Genomic DNA, 15,880 nt, shown 5'->3' with positions numbered 1-15,880 from the left:
AGAGCTCTTCTGGGAGGTCAAGTTTGGCCAAATTTACCTGTAGGCAGGCATTGAATTTAGTCAGGGAAGTGAGGGGAGGTTTCGCCCAACCGCCGTATTTGTTGACAATAGTTTATACCTCCTCGAACCTCGGAACTCGGAGGCTGACTTCAATCCTGATGTGGTCTTTGATCGTCCAGCGGTCTCCGTCGACTTCTAAGCAAAGGGCAGACTTGTGGCTTTTTGCCTCCAAGGCAGCCTTCATCAAGCCGACCATGTAGTTGGCCCCTTTGATGTGGACCTTCTTCCGGAACGAAAACAACGCCAGGTCGGCAGGGCTCAGGGACACCAATTTGGTTACTGTGAGTGCGTTCCCCTGAAAGGTCTCGAAACAACCATTTTTTAGGATCTCTCTAAACGGTAGCAAGTCCCCTTGACCTCTTCCACAGGATTTATTTTTACAAAATAATTAAATCCTGTTTTTATGATTGACTTCTTGGAATCCATTATCGACGAATTAAATAAGTATGAGTTCGTTCTTTCGATCTGTAAGAGAATAGCATGTACGTATGCTGTGAATAATAAATCCCTGAATAAAAGGCTGGGGAAAGATGGGTCAAAATGGCTGTGCACCGTATGTCTTTACTAATTTCCGAGGTATATTAAAACGACGGTTTTAAAAAGTAGTTATCTGCCATAAAATGGTTCAGTTAAGCCACTACAAGATACGAAAAACTGGACAATTTAACTGAACCCTTTTTATGAACTATTTATAAATGTTTTGGGCGGGTCTGCCGGAGCCAACGGCAAGTCAAGTAAAACGTTCGTTTAAACGAACACAAAAAAGCCTGGTCTGTTGACCAGGCTACAGTCTTTATAAATCAGAAAGCGTTACCCAATCCGTTGCGCTACATATACAAACCAGCGTTTATGAATAGGCTCCACTACTAGCATATAGAGAAGTCAGTTGAAATTACATCATAATACAACAACTGTCTTTTTTCGGTTTATTACCTTTTTTGCCTACTGGCACCGCCTGTCCATCCGTAGATCTTACCTCCCATTCGATATCATTCTGTGTCCGGTGGATTCTCCCTTTCAAAAATTCCTTCTTTATTCCCTCTGCATTTAGGGATAAACGAAAGAGTTCCTGATGTGTATCACTAAATACAGTACCATCTTCCTCTGTAATGGTATTTGTTGACATCCATTTTTTCTTAATGTTAATTAGCGATGCGAGGGAATTTAATATCCCTTCAATAGACTTGGATGGATCTGCAATAGAGTCAGATACGCTGTATTGGCCTGAGTATCCTTGTAAAAGCATAGCTTGATCTCCATGCTGCAGTATAGTAAATCGATGGCCCACTAAGCCATCAGCGTTTACGTAATATAAAAATTCCTTATCAAGCCCAGACAGGCTATTCATCTTTTCTCTCAGCGAATCAATACCAATAGTTGCATCAGCTTCGGCGTGTCTTGTTCCGTTGGTTAGTGTTTCGAAGACAAACCTAGACCCAGCTGCACAACATTGGCTAGTGTAATCAGAATCCTCATCTTCTTCATTATGTTTATGTACTAATCTTTTTAAAGCATTTTCAAATCTAGGTGGATAGTCAGCTATATCTTCTTCTAGGGGAATTAGACTTTGGCTGGAACTCTCATTAGCCACTTTTTTAAACTTTCGTTGCTGTTTTGCGATTTGCCGGTTATCCTTAAATTCTGGGGTGGGGCTTTTAGATAGCTTGACGTAGCCACCAGAAGAACTGCTTGAAGACTTGCTTGACTGACTGTGCGTTAGCATCTTAAGATTGGATTTAGAAAATTCAATCTAGATATAACTCTCTGACAATCCAAAGTTTTTATGTAAGAACTGTGTGAAGTTGGCAAGGCTTGTAGTGGGACTAATAAGATAATAAGTATATGATTAATTTGTAGTATATATAACAAAAGTATAATATAGCAGCTTGTGACGTAATGAGCAGCTATGATTGACCGGATTGACCACCTTGACGAAGGGGCTATGGTGAAGGTAACAGCCTCTACCCGATACCTCATTCCTTTCTTTTCTTCTTTGGTGCAGGGCGGTTTTCCTTCCCCGGCAGAGAGCTACCTGGACAAGGTCTGCGACTTGAACGATCTATGTATTACCTCTCCGGAGGCTACGTATTTTGTCCGGGTAACTGGCGACAGCATGGTCGGGGATCGGATCGAACCGGGAGATGTATTAATCGTCGATTCGTCCAGAACGCCCAGCGACGGAAAGATTGTCATTGTCTGGTACGATGGAGGCCACGCGGTTAAGCGGATCCGTTACGCCGATAAATTAATTATTCTGGAGTCATCGAATCCAAAGTACTTACCGATCTATGTTCATCCCGGTGAAAACTTCTCCGTGATCGGTGTGGTTACCTATAACCTGCAGAAATTCTAATGATGCTGGGCCTTGTCGACGCGAACAATTTCTACGTCAGCTGCCAGCGCAGCTTTGACCCGGGCCTGATCGGCCGACCAGTAGTGGTGCTGTCCAATAACGACGGTTGTGTTGTTGCCCGGTCAAACGAGGCCAACGCGCTGGGCATAAAAATGGGGGTACCTTTTTTTCAATTAGCTGATCTGATAGTCGAGCATAATATTGCCGTCTTCAGCTCGAACTATACTCTCTATGGCGATATGAGTGCCCGACTGATGAGTACGCTCACTCATTTTGTGGAAGATGTCGAGGTGTATTCGATCGACGAGGCTTTTATTCAGGCCGATGGGTACGAGGGGTTATACCCAACTTATAGGGGGCTTGGTGAATCTATTCGTTCAACCGTTGCCCAGTGGCTCCGTATCCCGGTATGCGTTGGGTTTGGCCCAACCAAAACGCTGGCCAAGCTGGCGAATCGGATCGCTAAACAGCGTCCGGAGCTAAATGGGGTCTACGTCCTGGATACTCCGGAGGCCATTGATGAGGTACTTTCTGACTTTCCCGTGGCTGATCTGTGGGGCGTTGGTCGGCGGTATGCCAGTATGCTCAAGCGCAATAAAATTACCACGGCTGCCCACCTTCGGGACGCCAATGATGACTGGGTCAACCAAGTGATGACCGTGAACGGGCTGCGGCTGGTGCATGAACTGAGGGGCTTTCCCTGCCGAATGCTGGAGGTGGGTCAGCCGCCCAAAAAAGCAATCATCACGGCTCCCAGCTTTGGCAGGTTAATTCCCGATCTTAAAACCATCACCGAAGCCTTGACTACCTATCTGGGCAAAGCCAGTGAGAAGCTCAGGAAGCAGGATTCATTGTGTAGCACCATGACCGTCTTTCTGCATACCAATCGGTTCAAAAAAAGCCCCAATGGCCAACCCGCCAAGCAGTATTACAATTCTCGAACCATTACGCTACCTCATCCCACGGCGAGTATAACGGAATTGGTCAGATACGGAGATTCCGCGCTGCAATCGATCTTTCAGTTCGGTTATGCGTATCAGAAAGTTGGTATTATCCTGTCTGGATTTGTGCCCAGTGACTACCGCCAGAAGGGAATCTTTATCGACGGGCCGGATGAGCGGATGGTGAAGTTATCCAGCATTATGGAACGGCTCAACCAGCGACACGGTCGGGGAACGATTCAACTGGCCAATCAGAGTTTTAGCCCCGATTGGGAACACAACCGAAAGTTTCTTTCTCCTTGTTACACGACCAAATGGAATGAAATTCTCAATGTTCGCTAAGGATAGCTAATTAGCAGGAATGCTTATCTCCCAGCCACATTTGTAACTGGGGAATTCTATGATTGATCGTGCGGTAAAAATGCCTGTCACAGCCTACTTGTCAAGCAATAGGACTATTTTTTTAACTAGTCAACTAGACTGGGTTACACCAAAAATTGTACATTTACCGGCTAGGTTAACATAATGCCAGTGGCTGTTGCTAAAGTCTGGAATGGCTCACATGAGCATGTGTTTTGAGCCGATTACGATCTAATCAGGGGCAGAAAATTACCCATTTATAGAGCCAACCCACAGTAGTTTCGACTTTTGCAACAGCCACGCCACTTATATAACAGTTTCAAACCACTATTTCATGAATCGTTATTACCATCCTTTCACTCTATACTTTTTACTGATCGTTACAAATTGTGTTGTAAACTTTTCATGTAAAACTCCAAGCACTATAGCCGAAGAACCAGATTTAGCCGAAACAATATATATTGGAACCAGTCACGATAATTCGCTATATGCTATCGATGCCATAGATGGAACAATTAAGTGGAAATTTACTACTGAAGAAGCAAGTTTTTACGGAGCAATAAGTTCCAGCCCAACAGTAGTTAATGATACTGTGTTCATACGTTCAGTATCTAAACTGTATGCTATTAGCAGAGTAACAGGAGCAAAATTGTGGAGTTGCCAATTACGCACAGTACAATCAGTTGGCTCCAGTTCTCCTATGATAGTTAACAATATCATTTATGTGGGAGGAGGTGGGTTTGATGGTCGATTATATGCAATTGATGCAAGGACGGGCATCGAAAAATGGATTTACAGCACTGGTGGAGATATTTATTCAAGTCCAACAGTAGTAAAAGGAGTTGTTTATATAGGCAATGGGCGTAATATAGGCAATGGGGGTAATTATAATAGTCTGTATGCTATTGATGCAATTACAGGGACAAAAAAATGGAGTTTTAAAACAAGGAACACGGTTAGTTCTAGTCCTGCTGTAGTTAATGGAATTGTTTATGTAGGTAGTTATGATAGTACACTTTATGCTGTTAATACTGAGTCGGGAAATCAACTGTGGGCGTTTAAGACTAGTAACTATATTAATGCTAGTCCCACTGTCGATAACGGGATTGTTTACATAGGAGATGGTAGCTCAAATTTCTATGCTATTGATGCAATGACAGGCATAGAAAAGTGGAAATATAAAATGGGTAAAAATATTTGGGCAAGTCCTGTAGTAGCTAATGGAAGTGTTTATGTTGGCACTGGATGGGATGAAGGGAAGTTGTATGCTATAGAGGCGACAACAGGACAGAAAAAATGGGAATCTCGTCTAGGAGGATCTATTCAATCGAGCCCTACAGTTGTTGGTGAGACTATTTATGTAGGGGGCTATTCTAGGGTACATGCTGTCGATGCTTTGACCGGCTCCATAAAATGGGTATCATATTTACCCGGGCCAATACAAGCTATTGAATCATCTCCTTGTGTTGTGACTAGAAGGGGGGTAGTTTTTCATTCTGGAATTAGTGGTGCACATCAATAAAGTACAATGAACTGCCCCACAGCAAGTTAACACTATTCTTAGATTTGTTGTATAACTGATGTTATTTTAATGAATTAGAACAAGATTTATATTTATAATTCTCGGTTCAGAAAAAGTTAATAATGCAAAATCGTACTGTATACCATATTGACTGCTTGATCACTCTTGGAATAGGTTTTCACTTAGAACAGGTGTCTGATCTGATCAAAGATTATATGGTGAATCCTAACACATTTTCAGAGAAGGGAAGAACTCGCACCCTCGAGAGCCAAGACACATCTAAAATCTATAGAGCAAGTTTTTATAACGATTACATTGCTTTGTCTGGCCCGGTCGGTTTAATCGGTCAATTAGTAGTTGAGTTAAGAAAACTAATACTCGAGTCCGAAAAAATGGTAGTGTTTGATCAGGCTTACAATCACTCAATAGAAGTCTCAGGCTATACAGATGCTATCGAAATAGAGAGTACTTTTCTGGATTGAGTAACAGCCAAAAATCTGTTATATAAGTGGCAATATGTTAACCTAGCCGGTAAATGTACAATTTTAGAGTGTTCTAAAATAATGGCTAGATTTAAAAACGACCGTTTTATCGAACCACTTAAAATCCTCTAAGCAGCTTCGGTGTTTAGTTTGCCAAAAAAGCCCAGCCTTGTTAGGAGCCGGGCTAACGATAGGAGGAAAAGCCTGGTTTAAGGTTGCCAGATTCTCCGGACAAATAGAATTGTATAGTCACAAAACATTACATCTTCCCCGGTTTCTTGAAGGACATGCCGACGAGCGGTAACTACGTAGGGCTGGTCCAGCAGTAGTAGTTCATCGCCAATTGATGGAGTCGGGTTCATGTTGAGCTGGAACAACTCATCAGTTGACCCGGCAAGAAATACTTTAATCATCATTTTTGGGAAAATTAATTAAAGAATGCGTTTACGGAAGACTGTCCATTCATTTCCGGTGTAGCGAATAGAGTGGAGCGTTTTGCCGTCCCCTGACCGCTCGGCCGTGCAGTAGCCTGCAATGGTGCGGCTGATTTCAATTTCCTGACCTGGTTGAAGCTGGTTGATTTTCTGTTCTAAGGTTAACATAGGAGTAGGTGTTTCAGGGTGATTAGTTAGCCAGTTCGTAGCCGGCGTTGATCAGCGTCATTGCGTAGCGGTTAGGCAGGATCCAGAATTTGTTGTTATCGCCTAAAATGATGGCGTGGCCGGCTGTCATGCGGTCTCTAACGTCGGAGGCCATTTTCAGGGTAGAAAATTCTTTGCGGAGGCTATATTGGGCTAGGATTTGCTGAGCGTTCATCTTTTCTTCCCTTTTTGTTAAATCAAAGCACGCACTTCGTGAGGGGACACGCAAGTCGTGTCCCCACTCTTTTTGATCTCTTGATCGTGTGGTACACCCCACAAAAAAGCCTGCATTTTCCTTCAAAAAAACTTGTGCAATTATTTTGTTAACTCACTTAACAGGTATACTTTTGTTAAGTGAGTTAACAATCCCACTAAACTTCCCAGACGCTTATGAATGCAGGTTTTATCAAACGGATTCAGGCGGCCATCGCTGCTACCAAACAAGAATTAGCCGATAAGCGAGCTGGCTACCCGGATAGCGAATTGACCTCTGAACAGGAAGACAAGCTACTCGACCAACTTGGAGCCTTAGTCGAACTCCTCCAGCAATTTGAAGAGTAGGGGTAAGGGGGGCTACCCACCCCCTCCCTTCTTTTATATATTTTTCCATTTTTTCTGCCTTTTTCTCATTCATTTTTCATTTCTGTCCTTTTCACATTTTTCTGCATCTTTCTTTTTCCATGAGCACTTTAAACACTTTCACCACAACCGAACAACTTCTGGCGGATAACCAGGCGTTGATTCAAGAGGCAACCGCCTTCCTGGAATCTCAGGGAAAACGCTACAGCCTATCCGAATGGATAACGCTGAAACAATATGCGAAACGACATGAGTTGGAAAGCATTAGTGTCATTTCCAACTGGATCAACCGGGGCGTCATCCCGGCCGAGGATATACTAGTAGTCGAGGAATTAAACGATCTGAAGCTCATTCGAGACAAGGTTTATAAATAATTCTCGGCTAAAGCGTCTTAAAGGAAATACCCCGGTGGCTCTGCTGTCGGGGTATTTTTTTGTTGATTCAAACGGGCTTTTACTAGCTTTGCAGTGCTCTAATTTAGTTTGTACACCACGGAGGATGGCATCGCCAAAAATTGGGCGGTGCTGTCCCCCGTTTCTGTGTTGTAATGGCCAGAATAATTTTTCCGTGGTGTAAGATTAGAGCAACGGGTCAGACAGCACCGCCTTGTTACCTCATAGATAAAAAAACCGACTGTAGAGCAGTCGGTTTTATGGTTTAATTACTTCAACAGCAATTCATTAATTCAACTTCTTGAAGGTTCGGCTACGAGCTGAGGCTGCGGCACATGAGCAATCGTAAATCGACGTTCACAGAAGTAATAAAAAATATAGGAGGCCAGCACTGTCACCGGAACAGCAATTAACACCATAAAGAGCCAACGAAGACTTGGCTCCATCGGGACATCTAAAGTCAATAGATTCAGCAGACTTAGCAGCGGACTATGCACTAGATAGATGCTATATGAGAAAGTGCCAAGTCCAACAGCCCATCGTGAATTAAAAACTGTCAGTAGGCGTGTCGGTTTTAATTGTTTGCGTTCCTGTAGGGAAAAGTACACCAGCCAGATACTGGAGCATAGTCCTGTACAAAGCTCAATGATGGACGGACTAAGGGGACGGTAGCCGTCAATAGTTACGGGCACCAGCAGGAAAGCAACCATACCTATGCTGAACCACTGCCAATTAATGCGCTCACGAATTCGTACCCACTGCCCCTGTTCGGAAAAGGAGATGACCGAGGCCAGCATGCCCAAGGCAAAAAGCCCAAAAAACCAGAAGTGCATAAGCTTGCCCACGGGAACAACAACCGAGCCTGTACCAAGTACCATTGCTAACGCTACAGCCGTTAACAAGCCAATGCGATTCCAAAGGTAGATCAGAACAGGAAATAAAAAGTACAGTTGCCATTCCGTGGCCACGCTCCAGAGCGGCCCGTCAATCTTCCATATCCAGGCTGCATTCAGGTTATGAACCATAAATATGTGAGACAACACGGCGGGTAAGTCCATTGGTATCTTATTGTCCCAGGCTGTATTATGAGGCACCTGTAAGATTGGTACTGCTGTTATAAGTATAATAAACAGTGCCAAGGCAAAATAATACGGTGGTAAAATGCGCCGGGCCCTTCGGCCGATGTAAGAAGCAAACCCGCCTTTCAGGGCAGGAATCGGTTTTGTAGCCAGCGGGATGGTCAGACAATACCCAGAAAGGACAATGAACAAGGGAACGGCCAGATAGCCATAGGAAATGAAGAGGCTAAATGGCTTTATAAAAACTGAAAGTTGGCTGGTTGGCAGGTGATGGCCAGTAAAGACCTGGGCGTGATAAAGTGCCACATACAGGGCGGCCAGCCCGCGAATACCATCTAGGTAGACAAATTTTAACCGGTTGTTCATTTTAAGGACAGATAGAAAGTCAAATATAAAACTAAAACCATAGATATTTATTTAACCTACAATTCGCTACACTATATATTAATAAATATCTATGTATAGTAACTTGCCAATTATTAGGCTTTCTTGTCCTTCCAATGTCCAATGGTTGATTCTAATTTACAAAACCGTCGTTCATTCCTTTTCTCAGCGGGTTCAATGACGATGCTGACGCTACTGCAAAGCTGTCAGAGTAATGCGATGGCAGAGAGTGGACCGCCCCTGGCGTTTTTTGGTGACAGTCTGACGGCGGGTACAGGTGGCACCCCTTACGGTTTAGTAGTTGGTAAACTCCTTAACCGGCCAACTATTACCTCTGCCATTGGAGGACTGGATGCAGAACAGATTGCCGTTTTCCAAGGGGGAAAGCCCTTGCTCATTACACTGGAAGGAAATCAGTTCAACCGGCTTAATCCTGTTAAATTATCAAAGGTTTCAACAAAATTTCTGTCTCCCAATGCTAATTTAAGCCTGCTCACGGCTAAGGGAACAGTAGCCGGTGTGCCCTGTAAAATAATACGGTCAGTTAACCAGTCGGATTCCGCTCAGAATGAATCGTACAGTATTGTGCCAAATGGGATGACGGTAAAAGCGATTCCACCAGATTCGGTATTCATTTTGGATGAGGCTGAAAAGACCAAATCACTCGTGCAGGTACTATGGTACGGCCGGAATAATTACTACCTCAACCGGCCTGATGCATCGAACGCAACCGGTGAAATCATGGCTGCCCTGGATGCCTCTATTGCCTATTTGCCGGAACCGAAACGCTATTTAGTGCTGGGTGTATTGCCTCGCATGTCGGAGGGGAAAGGCACATCCGTAGGCGAGATGATCAACGCCCACAACGGAGTACTTGAAGTCAAGTATCCAGGTGCCTATGTGGCCGTAACTCCACCTACGAGTGCTGAATTGAAGGCGGTGGGCTATTCGCCGACCCAGCAAGACAAGGCAAATCTTGATAATGGAATATTCCCCGCAGGCATGCACTTCGACAACACCCATTTGAATAACATAGGGTACCAAATTATAGCCAATCGAGTTGTAGCTTTACTCAGGACTTTAAACTATTGATTTTATTGAATAAGATGCTTTTGACTTCTTCTGCAATTAATTACAAAACCAAAAAAAGCCTGGTCGGTTAAACCAGGCTTTTTTTTACTTATTATCCTTTTTTCGCTCCTGGAGCACTTTGCTTTGCTCCATTTCGCCGATCACCCGTCGCTCGTCGGGCCGGCCGTATACTTCAAGCCCTTTATCAGTCTTGCGGCCCAGCACTACTTTAACCGAGTCTGTGCTTAGAAACAGTTTGTTAAAACACCAGTCCGTGAACGTTTTCCGGCCGGCCTTACTGGAGAGATCTTCGGGTAGGTCTAACTTTGCCGCAATCACCTTTAGCCAGGCATTGAATTTGGGCAGGCTCGTCATGGGCAGCTTTTCCCAGCCCCCGTATTTGTCGACGATCTGCTTGACCTCATCGAATTGAGGCACCCGGATAGAGACTTCGGTTTTAATGCGATCCTTGATCAACCAGGTCTCTCCGTCGAGCCCCATTCGGACGGCCGTTTTATTCTTCTGAACAAAATCGGCTAAGTCACCATAGTGGAACCCCGATCGGCATAAGATAATAAACACGTCTGCGGCTCGCTGGAGGTGAACATTGTCGAAGGGGTAGGAGCGTAGGGCCTGAAACTGTTCTTCGGAGAGAAAGACCGGATCGTCAAACTCGGCATTTTTGATGCGCATGCCTTCGAGGGGATTCGTGTCAGCGATCTTTTTGAGCTTTGCCCAGGTGATCACGTTTTTAATGGTTTGGGTATGCTTGACGACGTAGGAATCTGCGTGGCCGACCTGATGGCCGTCGAACTTGATCTGTTTCATCCAGCGCCGGTACTTTTTTACCCAGGTCAAATCGAAATCTTCCACCAGTAGATCAAGGGCTTTCTCACTGATGAGAAAATCGATCAGCTTTTTTCGAACGTTGTCATATACCTCGATGCTGGTTTTTTTTAGGTTTCGCTCCGGATCCTGGGCGCTGTCGGCCAGATACATCTCGAATGCCGAAAGAAGGGAAACTGTTTCAGTACCGCTTTCGTAGATACGCCTGACTTTAGCGGCCGTAATTTTTTGCTTTCGCCGGAACAGATCATTGAAGATGGCCCGCAGATGATCACGCATGATGTCGATCTGTTCGTTCTTAAAGAAGGCTTCCGGATCTTTATCCGAGACTCGCTGACCATCCCAGTAGTCTTCGTACGTGGTAACACCGGTGGATCCGATGTCAACTCGTTCACCACCTACCGCAATGCGGCAGTACAATTGCACTTTGTTCTTCTGCTTGCTTTTGCGACGCCAGAAGCTGATTTCCATACGCTTTACAATTTTCATTGCGCTACAGTTTAGTGTAGCGCGAGTAAGTAACTGGTGGTTACATCGTTAGGGAAAAATTAAAAAAATTAATTAGTTGGCATGTAAACTTGTTATGCGGCAAGTATTTATACCGTTATATAACTTCTTTTAATAATTATATACATCTGTATTAAATTAATTAAAGAAGGGGTGTCACCAGGCACAAGGGGGGGGCACCAGTATTGCTACGGGGAAGGCAAAACCAGACTGAATAGGGTTAAAAAGGGTTTAGAGCGGGTAAATAGGGGCAAAAAAAAAGCCCGAAATGGTTAGTTTCGGGCACCAGACTCACTATTAATAACAATTTGCAGAGAGAGAGGGTATTGAACCTCTGCTTATAAGCTTCTCTGTTATACCGTGTTAACTCTTTGAGTTAACTGCCTGCCTCCTAAAGTGCTCCCGAGACGTACAAAAAAAAGCTCTTAAGCTCTTTTAGCCTCATTACGAGGATACATCTCGAAAACCCTTCCGGTACGGGAAACAGGCTTAGGAAAAGACTTTTCCGGAGCTTGACGACCGCTAAGCAAAACGTCGATTGTTCGTTGCAAACCATCTATCTGTCTATCCTTTATTGATAGTTGATCTTTTAAACCTCGAAACTCTTCGAGAATCCTACCTGCAACCTCCGAGCCGAAGCTCCGACCGTCTAAAGTTTTGTCCTCGATCTTCATTGGTTCGCCTTCACCCTTCATTAAATAATTAGGGCTAACCTCTGGGAATACTTGCAGAATCGCCTCTAGTATATCGTAACCTGGTTTATTACGACCGTTAAGAATCGTATAAATAGATGTAGGAGTTTTGCCGATACGTTCAGCAAACGTCTTAGGATTCAATCCTAAGTCATTGATAACCCTTGCTACTCGCTGATTGATTGTATTTTCCATTTTCATCGAATTGGGATTATTCGGCATTAGTTTTCACTAAGCTATAGTGAATTTGACCGTTGCCATTGTTGAAAGCCATTATCTCCCTAAAACCTTGATAGTTGTACCAACGCATTACATCGGCATTCTTAAAATCGGCTGTTTTGAAAGGCAAACCTAATGTTGTTATAAATTTTTCGTCAAAATTATAATCGTCCAAATGGTTTAATGTGATTCGATCTGCCTTGCCATTAATGTAAATAACCTCTAGAGAATCGTCTCTGTAGCTATAGATAGGACAAGCTTTACAACCTGAACGTCTATCCTTCCAATTACGGAGAAATACACCTTTACCAAGCTCCTTTCTAACATTTGCTATACTGTGGTTTGCCACTACATTAAGTTTAAGCGAAGGCTTTAAAGGTTTACTATCATTAACTGACGTATTTACAGGGTCATTATTGCTTAAATACCCTATAATGTATAGCACTACTATAACTCCTATTAACCAAATCCACCATTTAGAGCTCTTTTTGCTATTCTTAGTTAAATCATTCTCCATACTGTAACATACTGTACTTAAGGATGTTATAAAAAGATTAAAAATTTATTATAGCAAATGCTTGACAGATACATACAATTGCTATAATATTGTTCTCAGATAGTAACAAACATTGTTACAAACTCTGTAGCAAATCTTGTATTCTCTACGATGAAAACCAAGTAAAAGTTTTACAATGGTCAATGTTTTTTTACGTAACTCTATGAATGTAAGCATAAAAGACCATTATCGAGCTCTCAAAGAGACTGATAGAGAGGCTTATCGAGAGTTTAACAGCCAACTCGAGAAGCGCGAAAAACTTACCTACTTTAAACGGTCGGTAATGGGCAACCCGAAAAAAAGCTTAACCGATGTTCACGGCTCCGTAAGCTTTTTGATGATTAGGTTTCTCGGGTTTACACAAGAGAATTTCGATACAAACACGTTGCCGGAGTCGATCAACATTCCGAAGCATGAAAGCGAACTCGCAGCTTAACGAGTATAAGGTCTCGCTCGAGTTCGAGACCTCTCCAACTTTCGGCGTATTGTACCGGAGAATCCGGGACGCAATGCAGGAGAGAGAGGCTGTTCTTAATCAGTCTTTTCCGCTCGATGTCGCTTTGTTCAGAGAGGTAAGAGATTTAAAGAATATGATGCAACTGTTAAAATCGGCTTTCGAGAAAACAATTGCTCAATGGGAAACCCAAACTGTAGAGTCCGGGAAAGCCTGAAAGGGAGATACCGGAGCCGGGAGCAAACGGCGGCTTATTTGATAGGGAGTTGCTCCTCCCTTGACACCAAGAGAACGAGAATAGAGGCTCGTTGACAGCCGGGAAAGACCGGCAACAAAGGAGGGTAGCTCAGATGGTAGAGCAGTGAGGTGTTTTCTCACAGGTCAGAGGTTCGAGTCCTCTCTCTCCTACAACGGAAAATCCGTCAAGGTAATAAGGGTTTAGGAATAGGTTGGAGAGTTTGCCCTCCGGCATTGATTCGGAGGGCAAATCTAAAAGCCACTAAGCTCTTACGTTTACAGACTACCGTTAGGTTATAACCTGGGCTTTTGCGACGCGGACAAAAGCCAATTATCCGCAAAAACAAAAAAATCGACTTCATCGGTCGAGTGGAATCCTATTGCCCTGACATTCCGTCAGTTTTTTTTGCCAGTTTGCCTGTTACTCCTATGTTAACATCTTGTTTAACAATAAGTTAACTTAAGTTAAACATCAATAGATTAACTCTTAGATAACGGGATTAACTTATAGAAAACTGCTCTATAGAGCTGTTTTCCCTAACTGACTAACAGGAGTCGGGAGTCGGCCGAAAGCGGAGCCTCCCCAAACCCGAAAAAGTCGAGCTGAAAAAAGGGGCAAAAGTCAAAGTTTGGCAGTAGTGGCCGACACAAGCCGAGAGCGAGGAGATATTTTTTTTAGTCTGCTCAAACACGACAATATGCTTTAAAGGCCTTAAAACGAAGGAAAACAAACCAGACAGGCAACGGGAAGAGATCAACTCGAGACCATTGCCAAACACAAAAAAAGCAATCCAAAAAAAGAGGCAAACCCTCGAATTTTCCTCTTCGATTGATTTCGGGACCGTAGCGAGGAGATATTTTTTTAAGCTCGCTCAAATAGGAGCATAAGGGCTAAAGGTCTTAAAACGCAGAAAAACAACCAATTTCCAAACCTCATGCAATCGTACCAAACCACAAAACCAAAGCCTCGGGGAGACCGCGAAAATTCTACGTACCGATGGGAGCTCTTTCTCGAAAACGGATACACGTTCGATGGTTACTCCAAATTTGAAGGACACGCCGAAAAACAGGATAAGGAGGCTCTCCTCGAGGATTGTATCCAACGGCTCGGCAACAATGGATACTTCTCCAAGTGCTACCAAATGGTTTTTTATAAGCGGGAGTTCATGCATAAAAGCCAGGATACAAAAATCCTCGAACTCTTTCCAGGTCATTACCTAGCACACGGAGAGGTTAGGCTCCGGCTCCCAACATTAGAGTACTTAAATCGGGTTTACGAGCGGATTAACAACGGAGGAGAGCTCGATTTTAAGAAGTTATTGCCGGAGCGAGTTCCTTACCGCTCCAATGAAAAAAACGATTTCGAGTTCACTAAAGACCGCTTTCCTACGCTCGATACAGTCGTTACCCATTGCGCCGAATATCTCCTCCGGGAAAAGAATTATCCTCGCGCAAGGGTCGAGGGTTGGTATCATAAAGTAAAACACTACTATTCTAATCAATCGCTCCCGGTTGCCTCTCCAACAGTAAGACCGGCCTCGGTCGATGTCGCTCCGGCCGTACCTCCCCACAAAGCAGCCGCTCAAGCTATGGCAACAGTAAACGTGCTACATACCAAATTCAAGGCCAATTAATAACAGAAACCGCACCCCCAAAGGAGGAGCGGTTTACAACAAATTTCCAAAAAATTAAAGCCAAAGATAAGATGAGCCGGAACACAAAACTAACGTCGAATTCGTCAGAAACGCCAAAGCCTTATAGCCATAAATCCCCGAGACGGTTTAAGCGAGTGGTCCCGTTCGAGCGTATCGACCTCGAGCGAGTTGTCTCGATGCAACTTAATATCATTGAGCCGGAGCGAATAGACATCGTAATGAAGCAAGGGACGCTAAAACTAAAACGAACGGCAATCTTAACGAAGGCCGAGCTCGATAAGCTTAACGGAGGGCGAACAAATGCTTAAGGTACGTCTCCGACTTTATCGACATCAATTAGGAGCCTTACTCGAATTTGTCCCGCACCCGAACGCGATAACCTTCCGGGAAATGGCAACGCTCCGGCTCGAGGAAATTGTCCTAATAGATTGGAGAGGGCGAATAACGACAAACCAGGCTCTTACCTGGAAAGCGAGACCAACCGGAAAGCCCTACACGTTTACGATGCCGCTCGCAGTTGCTCGAGCTCTTTACGTTGAATTGCAAAATCTAGCGATCATCTCTCACGGCTTACAGGGATTACTTTCCGAGCTCGACCGGGAGCTCAAAAATTTACCCTAAACGTCAAACCATTTATCACCATGAAAAGCCTTTTAGTAGTCTCGTTTTTAGGCGTTTGTTTAATCGTACTAGTGCCTATTATTCTGCTTATCACTTTAATAGTGTACGTCGTCAACCGAAAGTGGACAGATGCGGGTGAAAAGAGATGAGACGGTTTTAACCGCTTTGTACTCGCTGAAAAATATGACTTTTCCGTCGTTTGAGCATCGATAACTGCTTAGTTTTTTGC

19 protein-coding genes and 1 tRNA gene are annotated in these 15,880 nt (G+C 43.9%); 12 read left to right on the top strand and 8 right to left on the bottom strand.

Annotation, left to right across the window (positions count from 1 at the left end; genetic code table 11):
* Positions 1-952 precede the first annotated feature (952 nt).
* Complete coding sequence (locus ACYVAM_RS00100; protein WP_461062679.1) at positions 953-1,783, bottom strand: hypothetical protein; 831 nt, start codon at positions 1,781-1,783, stop codon at positions 953-955.
* A gap of 183 nt (positions 1,784-1,966) precedes the next feature.
* On the opposite strand from ACYVAM_RS00100, the gene ACYVAM_RS00095 reads away from it, so the two are divergent.
* The 4 genes from ACYVAM_RS00095 (at position 1,967) to ACYVAM_RS00080 (ending at position 5,718) form a co-directional block, all read left to right on the top strand.
* Complete coding sequence (locus ACYVAM_RS00095) at positions 1,967-2,413, top strand: LexA family protein (RefSeq protein ID WP_461062677.1); 447 nt, start codon at positions 1,967-1,969, stop codon at positions 2,411-2,413.
* Entirely contained in the window at positions 2,413-3,696 is a 1,284-nt protein-coding gene (locus ACYVAM_RS00090; protein ID WP_461062675.1) for a Y-family DNA polymerase, read from the top strand. Before ACYVAM_RS00095 ends, ACYVAM_RS00090 begins: the two co-directional genes overlap by 1 nt.
* 352 nt (positions 3,697-4,048) lie before the next feature.
* Positions 4,049-5,236, top strand: a complete 1,188-nt coding sequence (locus tag ACYVAM_RS00085) for an outer membrane protein assembly factor BamB family protein (RefSeq protein ID WP_461062673.1) — start codon at positions 4,049-4,051, stop codon at positions 5,234-5,236.
* Between the two features lie 122 nt (positions 5,237-5,358).
* Complete coding sequence (locus ACYVAM_RS00080) at positions 5,359-5,718, top strand: hypothetical protein (RefSeq protein ID WP_461062671.1); 360 nt, start codon at positions 5,359-5,361, stop codon at positions 5,716-5,718.
* Positions 5,719-5,927: 209 nt separating this feature from the next.
* Here the strand turns inward: ACYVAM_RS00080 and ACYVAM_RS00075 are convergent, their stop codons facing one another.
* The 3 genes from ACYVAM_RS00075 to ACYVAM_RS00065 are packed head-to-tail and all read right to left on the bottom strand — an operon-like array spanning position 5,928 to position 6,534.
* Positions 5,928-6,134 (bottom strand): hypothetical protein, encoded by a 207-nt coding sequence (locus ACYVAM_RS00075; protein ID WP_461062669.1) that lies wholly within the window; start codon positions 6,132-6,134, stop codon positions 5,928-5,930.
* Between the two features lie 15 nt (positions 6,135-6,149).
* Positions 6,150-6,320, bottom strand: a complete 171-nt coding sequence (locus ACYVAM_RS00070; protein ID WP_461062667.1) for a hypothetical protein — start codon at positions 6,318-6,320, stop codon at positions 6,150-6,152.
* Positions 6,321-6,342: 22 nt separating this feature from the next.
* Positions 6,343-6,534, bottom strand: a complete 192-nt coding sequence (locus ACYVAM_RS00065; protein ID WP_461062666.1) for a hypothetical protein — start codon at positions 6,532-6,534, stop codon at positions 6,343-6,345.
* Positions 6,535-6,749: 215 nt separating this feature from the next.
* On the opposite strand from ACYVAM_RS00065, the gene ACYVAM_RS00060 reads away from it, so the two are divergent.
* Together ACYVAM_RS00060 and ACYVAM_RS00055 are read left to right on the top strand one after the other, a co-directional pair.
* Positions 6,750-6,920 carry a hypothetical protein gene (locus ACYVAM_RS00060; protein WP_461062664.1) on the top strand — a complete coding sequence of 57 codons (171 nt, stop codon included), beginning with the start codon at positions 6,750-6,752 and terminating at the stop codon, positions 6,918-6,920.
* A 119-nt stretch (positions 6,921-7,039) separates the two neighbouring features.
* Positions 7,040-7,312 (top strand): hypothetical protein, encoded by a 273-nt coding sequence (locus ACYVAM_RS00055; RefSeq protein WP_461062662.1) that lies wholly within the window; start codon positions 7,040-7,042, stop codon positions 7,310-7,312.
* A gap of 311 nt (positions 7,313-7,623) precedes the next feature.
* Here the strand turns inward: ACYVAM_RS00055 and ACYVAM_RS00050 are convergent, their stop codons facing one another.
* A complete protein-coding gene (locus ACYVAM_RS00050; protein WP_461062660.1) occupies positions 7,624-8,775 on the bottom strand; it encodes an acyltransferase family protein in 1,152 nt (383 codons plus the stop codon).
* Between the two features lie 201 nt (positions 8,776-8,976).
* Between ACYVAM_RS00050 and ACYVAM_RS00045 the strand changes: the two genes are divergently transcribed.
* The gene (locus ACYVAM_RS00045; protein WP_461062659.1) at positions 8,977-9,885 is read left to right on the top strand and encodes an SGNH/GDSL hydrolase family protein; all 909 of its coding nucleotides are present in this window, start codon (positions 8,977-8,979) and stop codon (positions 9,883-9,885) included.
* Between the two features lie 84 nt (positions 9,886-9,969).
* On the opposite strand, the gene ACYVAM_RS00040 is transcribed toward ACYVAM_RS00045, so the two are convergent.
* From ACYVAM_RS00040 to ACYVAM_RS00030, 3 genes are all read right to left on the bottom strand, one after another.
* Positions 9,970-11,199 carry a phage integrase SAM-like domain-containing protein gene (locus ACYVAM_RS00040; protein ID WP_461062657.1) on the bottom strand — a complete coding sequence of 410 codons (1,230 nt, stop codon included), beginning with the start codon at positions 11,197-11,199 and terminating at the stop codon, positions 9,970-9,972.
* A 443-nt stretch (positions 11,200-11,642) separates the two neighbouring features.
* The gene (locus ACYVAM_RS00035) at positions 11,643-12,104 is read right to left on the bottom strand and encodes a helix-turn-helix domain-containing protein (RefSeq protein ID WP_461062655.1); all 462 of its coding nucleotides are present in this window, start codon (positions 12,102-12,104) and stop codon (positions 11,643-11,645) included.
* Between the two features lie 16 nt (positions 12,105-12,120).
* A complete protein-coding gene (locus ACYVAM_RS00030; RefSeq protein ID WP_461062653.1) occupies positions 12,121-12,645 on the bottom strand; it encodes a hypothetical protein in 525 nt (174 codons plus the stop codon).
* Between the two features lie 452 nt (positions 12,646-13,097).
* On the opposite strand from ACYVAM_RS00030, the gene ACYVAM_RS00025 reads away from it, so the two are divergent.
* The 5 genes from ACYVAM_RS00025 to ACYVAM_RS00005 all read left to right on the top strand — a co-directional run bounded on the left by ACYVAM_RS00025 (position 13,098) and on the right by ACYVAM_RS00005 (position 15,651).
* A complete protein-coding gene (locus ACYVAM_RS00025) occupies positions 13,098-13,355 on the top strand; it encodes a hypothetical protein (RefSeq protein WP_461062651.1) in 258 nt (85 codons plus the stop codon).
* Between the two features lie 118 nt (positions 13,356-13,473).
* Positions 13,474-13,546: transfer RNA gene (locus tag ACYVAM_RS00020), tRNA-Asn, on the top strand.
* 764 nt (positions 13,547-14,310) lie between these two features.
* Positions 14,311-15,009: a hypothetical protein gene (locus ACYVAM_RS00015; protein ID WP_461062649.1), complete on the top strand. Its 699-nt coding sequence runs from the start codon at positions 14,311-14,313 to the stop codon at positions 15,007-15,009.
* 71 nt (positions 15,010-15,080) lie between these two features.
* The gene (locus tag ACYVAM_RS00010; protein WP_461062647.1) at positions 15,081-15,338 is read left to right on the top strand and encodes a hypothetical protein; all 258 of its coding nucleotides are present in this window, start codon (positions 15,081-15,083) and stop codon (positions 15,336-15,338) included.
* Entirely contained in the window at positions 15,331-15,651 is a 321-nt protein-coding gene (locus ACYVAM_RS00005; protein ID WP_461062645.1) for a hypothetical protein, read from the top strand. The genes ACYVAM_RS00010 and ACYVAM_RS00005 overlap by 8 nt, the downstream gene beginning before the upstream one ends.
* Positions 15,652-15,880 lie beyond the last annotated feature (229 nt).

This window comes from Spirosoma horti (genome assembly GCF_054776595.1).
The sequence above is the reverse complement of the archived record's forward strand: the minus strand, read 5'-3'. Positions and strand labels throughout refer to the sequence as shown.

What these genes read in the sequence shown, in the direction of transcription:
- ACYVAM_RS00100 (WP_461062679.1), bottom strand. Translation starts at nt 1,783, where the DNA reads ATGCTAACGCACAGTCAGTCAAGCAAGTCTTCAAGCAGTTCTTCTGGT.
- ACYVAM_RS00095 (WP_461062677.1), top strand. Translation starts at nt 1,967, where the DNA reads ATGATTGACCGGATTGACCACCTTGACGAAGGGGCTATGGTGAAGGTA.
- ACYVAM_RS00090 (WP_461062675.1), top strand. Translation starts at nt 2,413, where the DNA reads ATGATGCTGGGCCTTGTCGACGCGAACAATTTCTACGTCAGCTGCCAG.
- ACYVAM_RS00085 (WP_461062673.1), top strand. Translation starts at nt 4,049, where the DNA reads ATGAATCGTTATTACCATCCTTTCACTCTATACTTTTTACTGATCGTT.
- ACYVAM_RS00080 (WP_461062671.1), top strand. Translation starts at nt 5,359, where the DNA reads ATGCAAAATCGTACTGTATACCATATTGACTGCTTGATCACTCTTGGA.
- ACYVAM_RS00075 (WP_461062669.1), bottom strand. Translation starts at nt 6,134, where the DNA reads ATGATGATTAAAGTATTTCTTGCCGGGTCAACTGATGAGTTGTTCCAG.
- ACYVAM_RS00070 (WP_461062667.1), bottom strand. Translation starts at nt 6,320, where the DNA reads ATGTTAACCTTAGAACAGAAAATCAACCAGCTTCAACCAGGTCAGGAA.
- ACYVAM_RS00065 (WP_461062666.1), bottom strand. Translation starts at nt 6,534, where the DNA reads ATGAACGCTCAGCAAATCCTAGCCCAATATAGCCTCCGCAAAGAATTT.
- ACYVAM_RS00060 (WP_461062664.1), top strand. Translation starts at nt 6,750, where the DNA reads ATGAATGCAGGTTTTATCAAACGGATTCAGGCGGCCATCGCTGCTACC.
- ACYVAM_RS00055 (WP_461062662.1), top strand. Translation starts at nt 7,040, where the DNA reads ATGAGCACTTTAAACACTTTCACCACAACCGAACAACTTCTGGCGGAT.
- ACYVAM_RS00050 (WP_461062660.1), bottom strand. Translation starts at nt 8,775, where the DNA reads ATGAACAACCGGTTAAAATTTGTCTACCTAGATGGTATTCGCGGGCTG.
- ACYVAM_RS00045 (WP_461062659.1), top strand. Translation starts at nt 8,977, where the DNA reads ATGCTGACGCTACTGCAAAGCTGTCAGAGTAATGCGATGGCAGAGAGT.
- ACYVAM_RS00040 (WP_461062657.1), bottom strand. Translation starts at nt 11,199, where the DNA reads ATGAAAATTGTAAAGCGTATGGAAATCAGCTTCTGGCGTCGCAAAAGC.
- ACYVAM_RS00035 (WP_461062655.1), bottom strand. Translation starts at nt 12,104, where the DNA reads ATGGAAAATACAATCAATCAGCGAGTAGCAAGGGTTATCAATGACTTA.
- ACYVAM_RS00030 (WP_461062653.1), bottom strand. Translation starts at nt 12,645, where the DNA reads ATGGAGAATGATTTAACTAAGAATAGCAAAAAGAGCTCTAAATGGTGG.
- ACYVAM_RS00025 (WP_461062651.1), top strand. Translation starts at nt 13,098, where the DNA reads ATGAAAGCGAACTCGCAGCTTAACGAGTATAAGGTCTCGCTCGAGTTC.
- ACYVAM_RS00015 (WP_461062649.1), top strand. Translation starts at nt 14,311, where the DNA reads ATGCAATCGTACCAAACCACAAAACCAAAGCCTCGGGGAGACCGCGAA.
- ACYVAM_RS00010 (WP_461062647.1), top strand. Translation starts at nt 15,081, where the DNA reads ATGAGCCGGAACACAAAACTAACGTCGAATTCGTCAGAAACGCCAAAG.
- ACYVAM_RS00005 (WP_461062645.1), top strand. Translation starts at nt 15,331, where the DNA reads ATGCTTAAGGTACGTCTCCGACTTTATCGACATCAATTAGGAGCCTTA.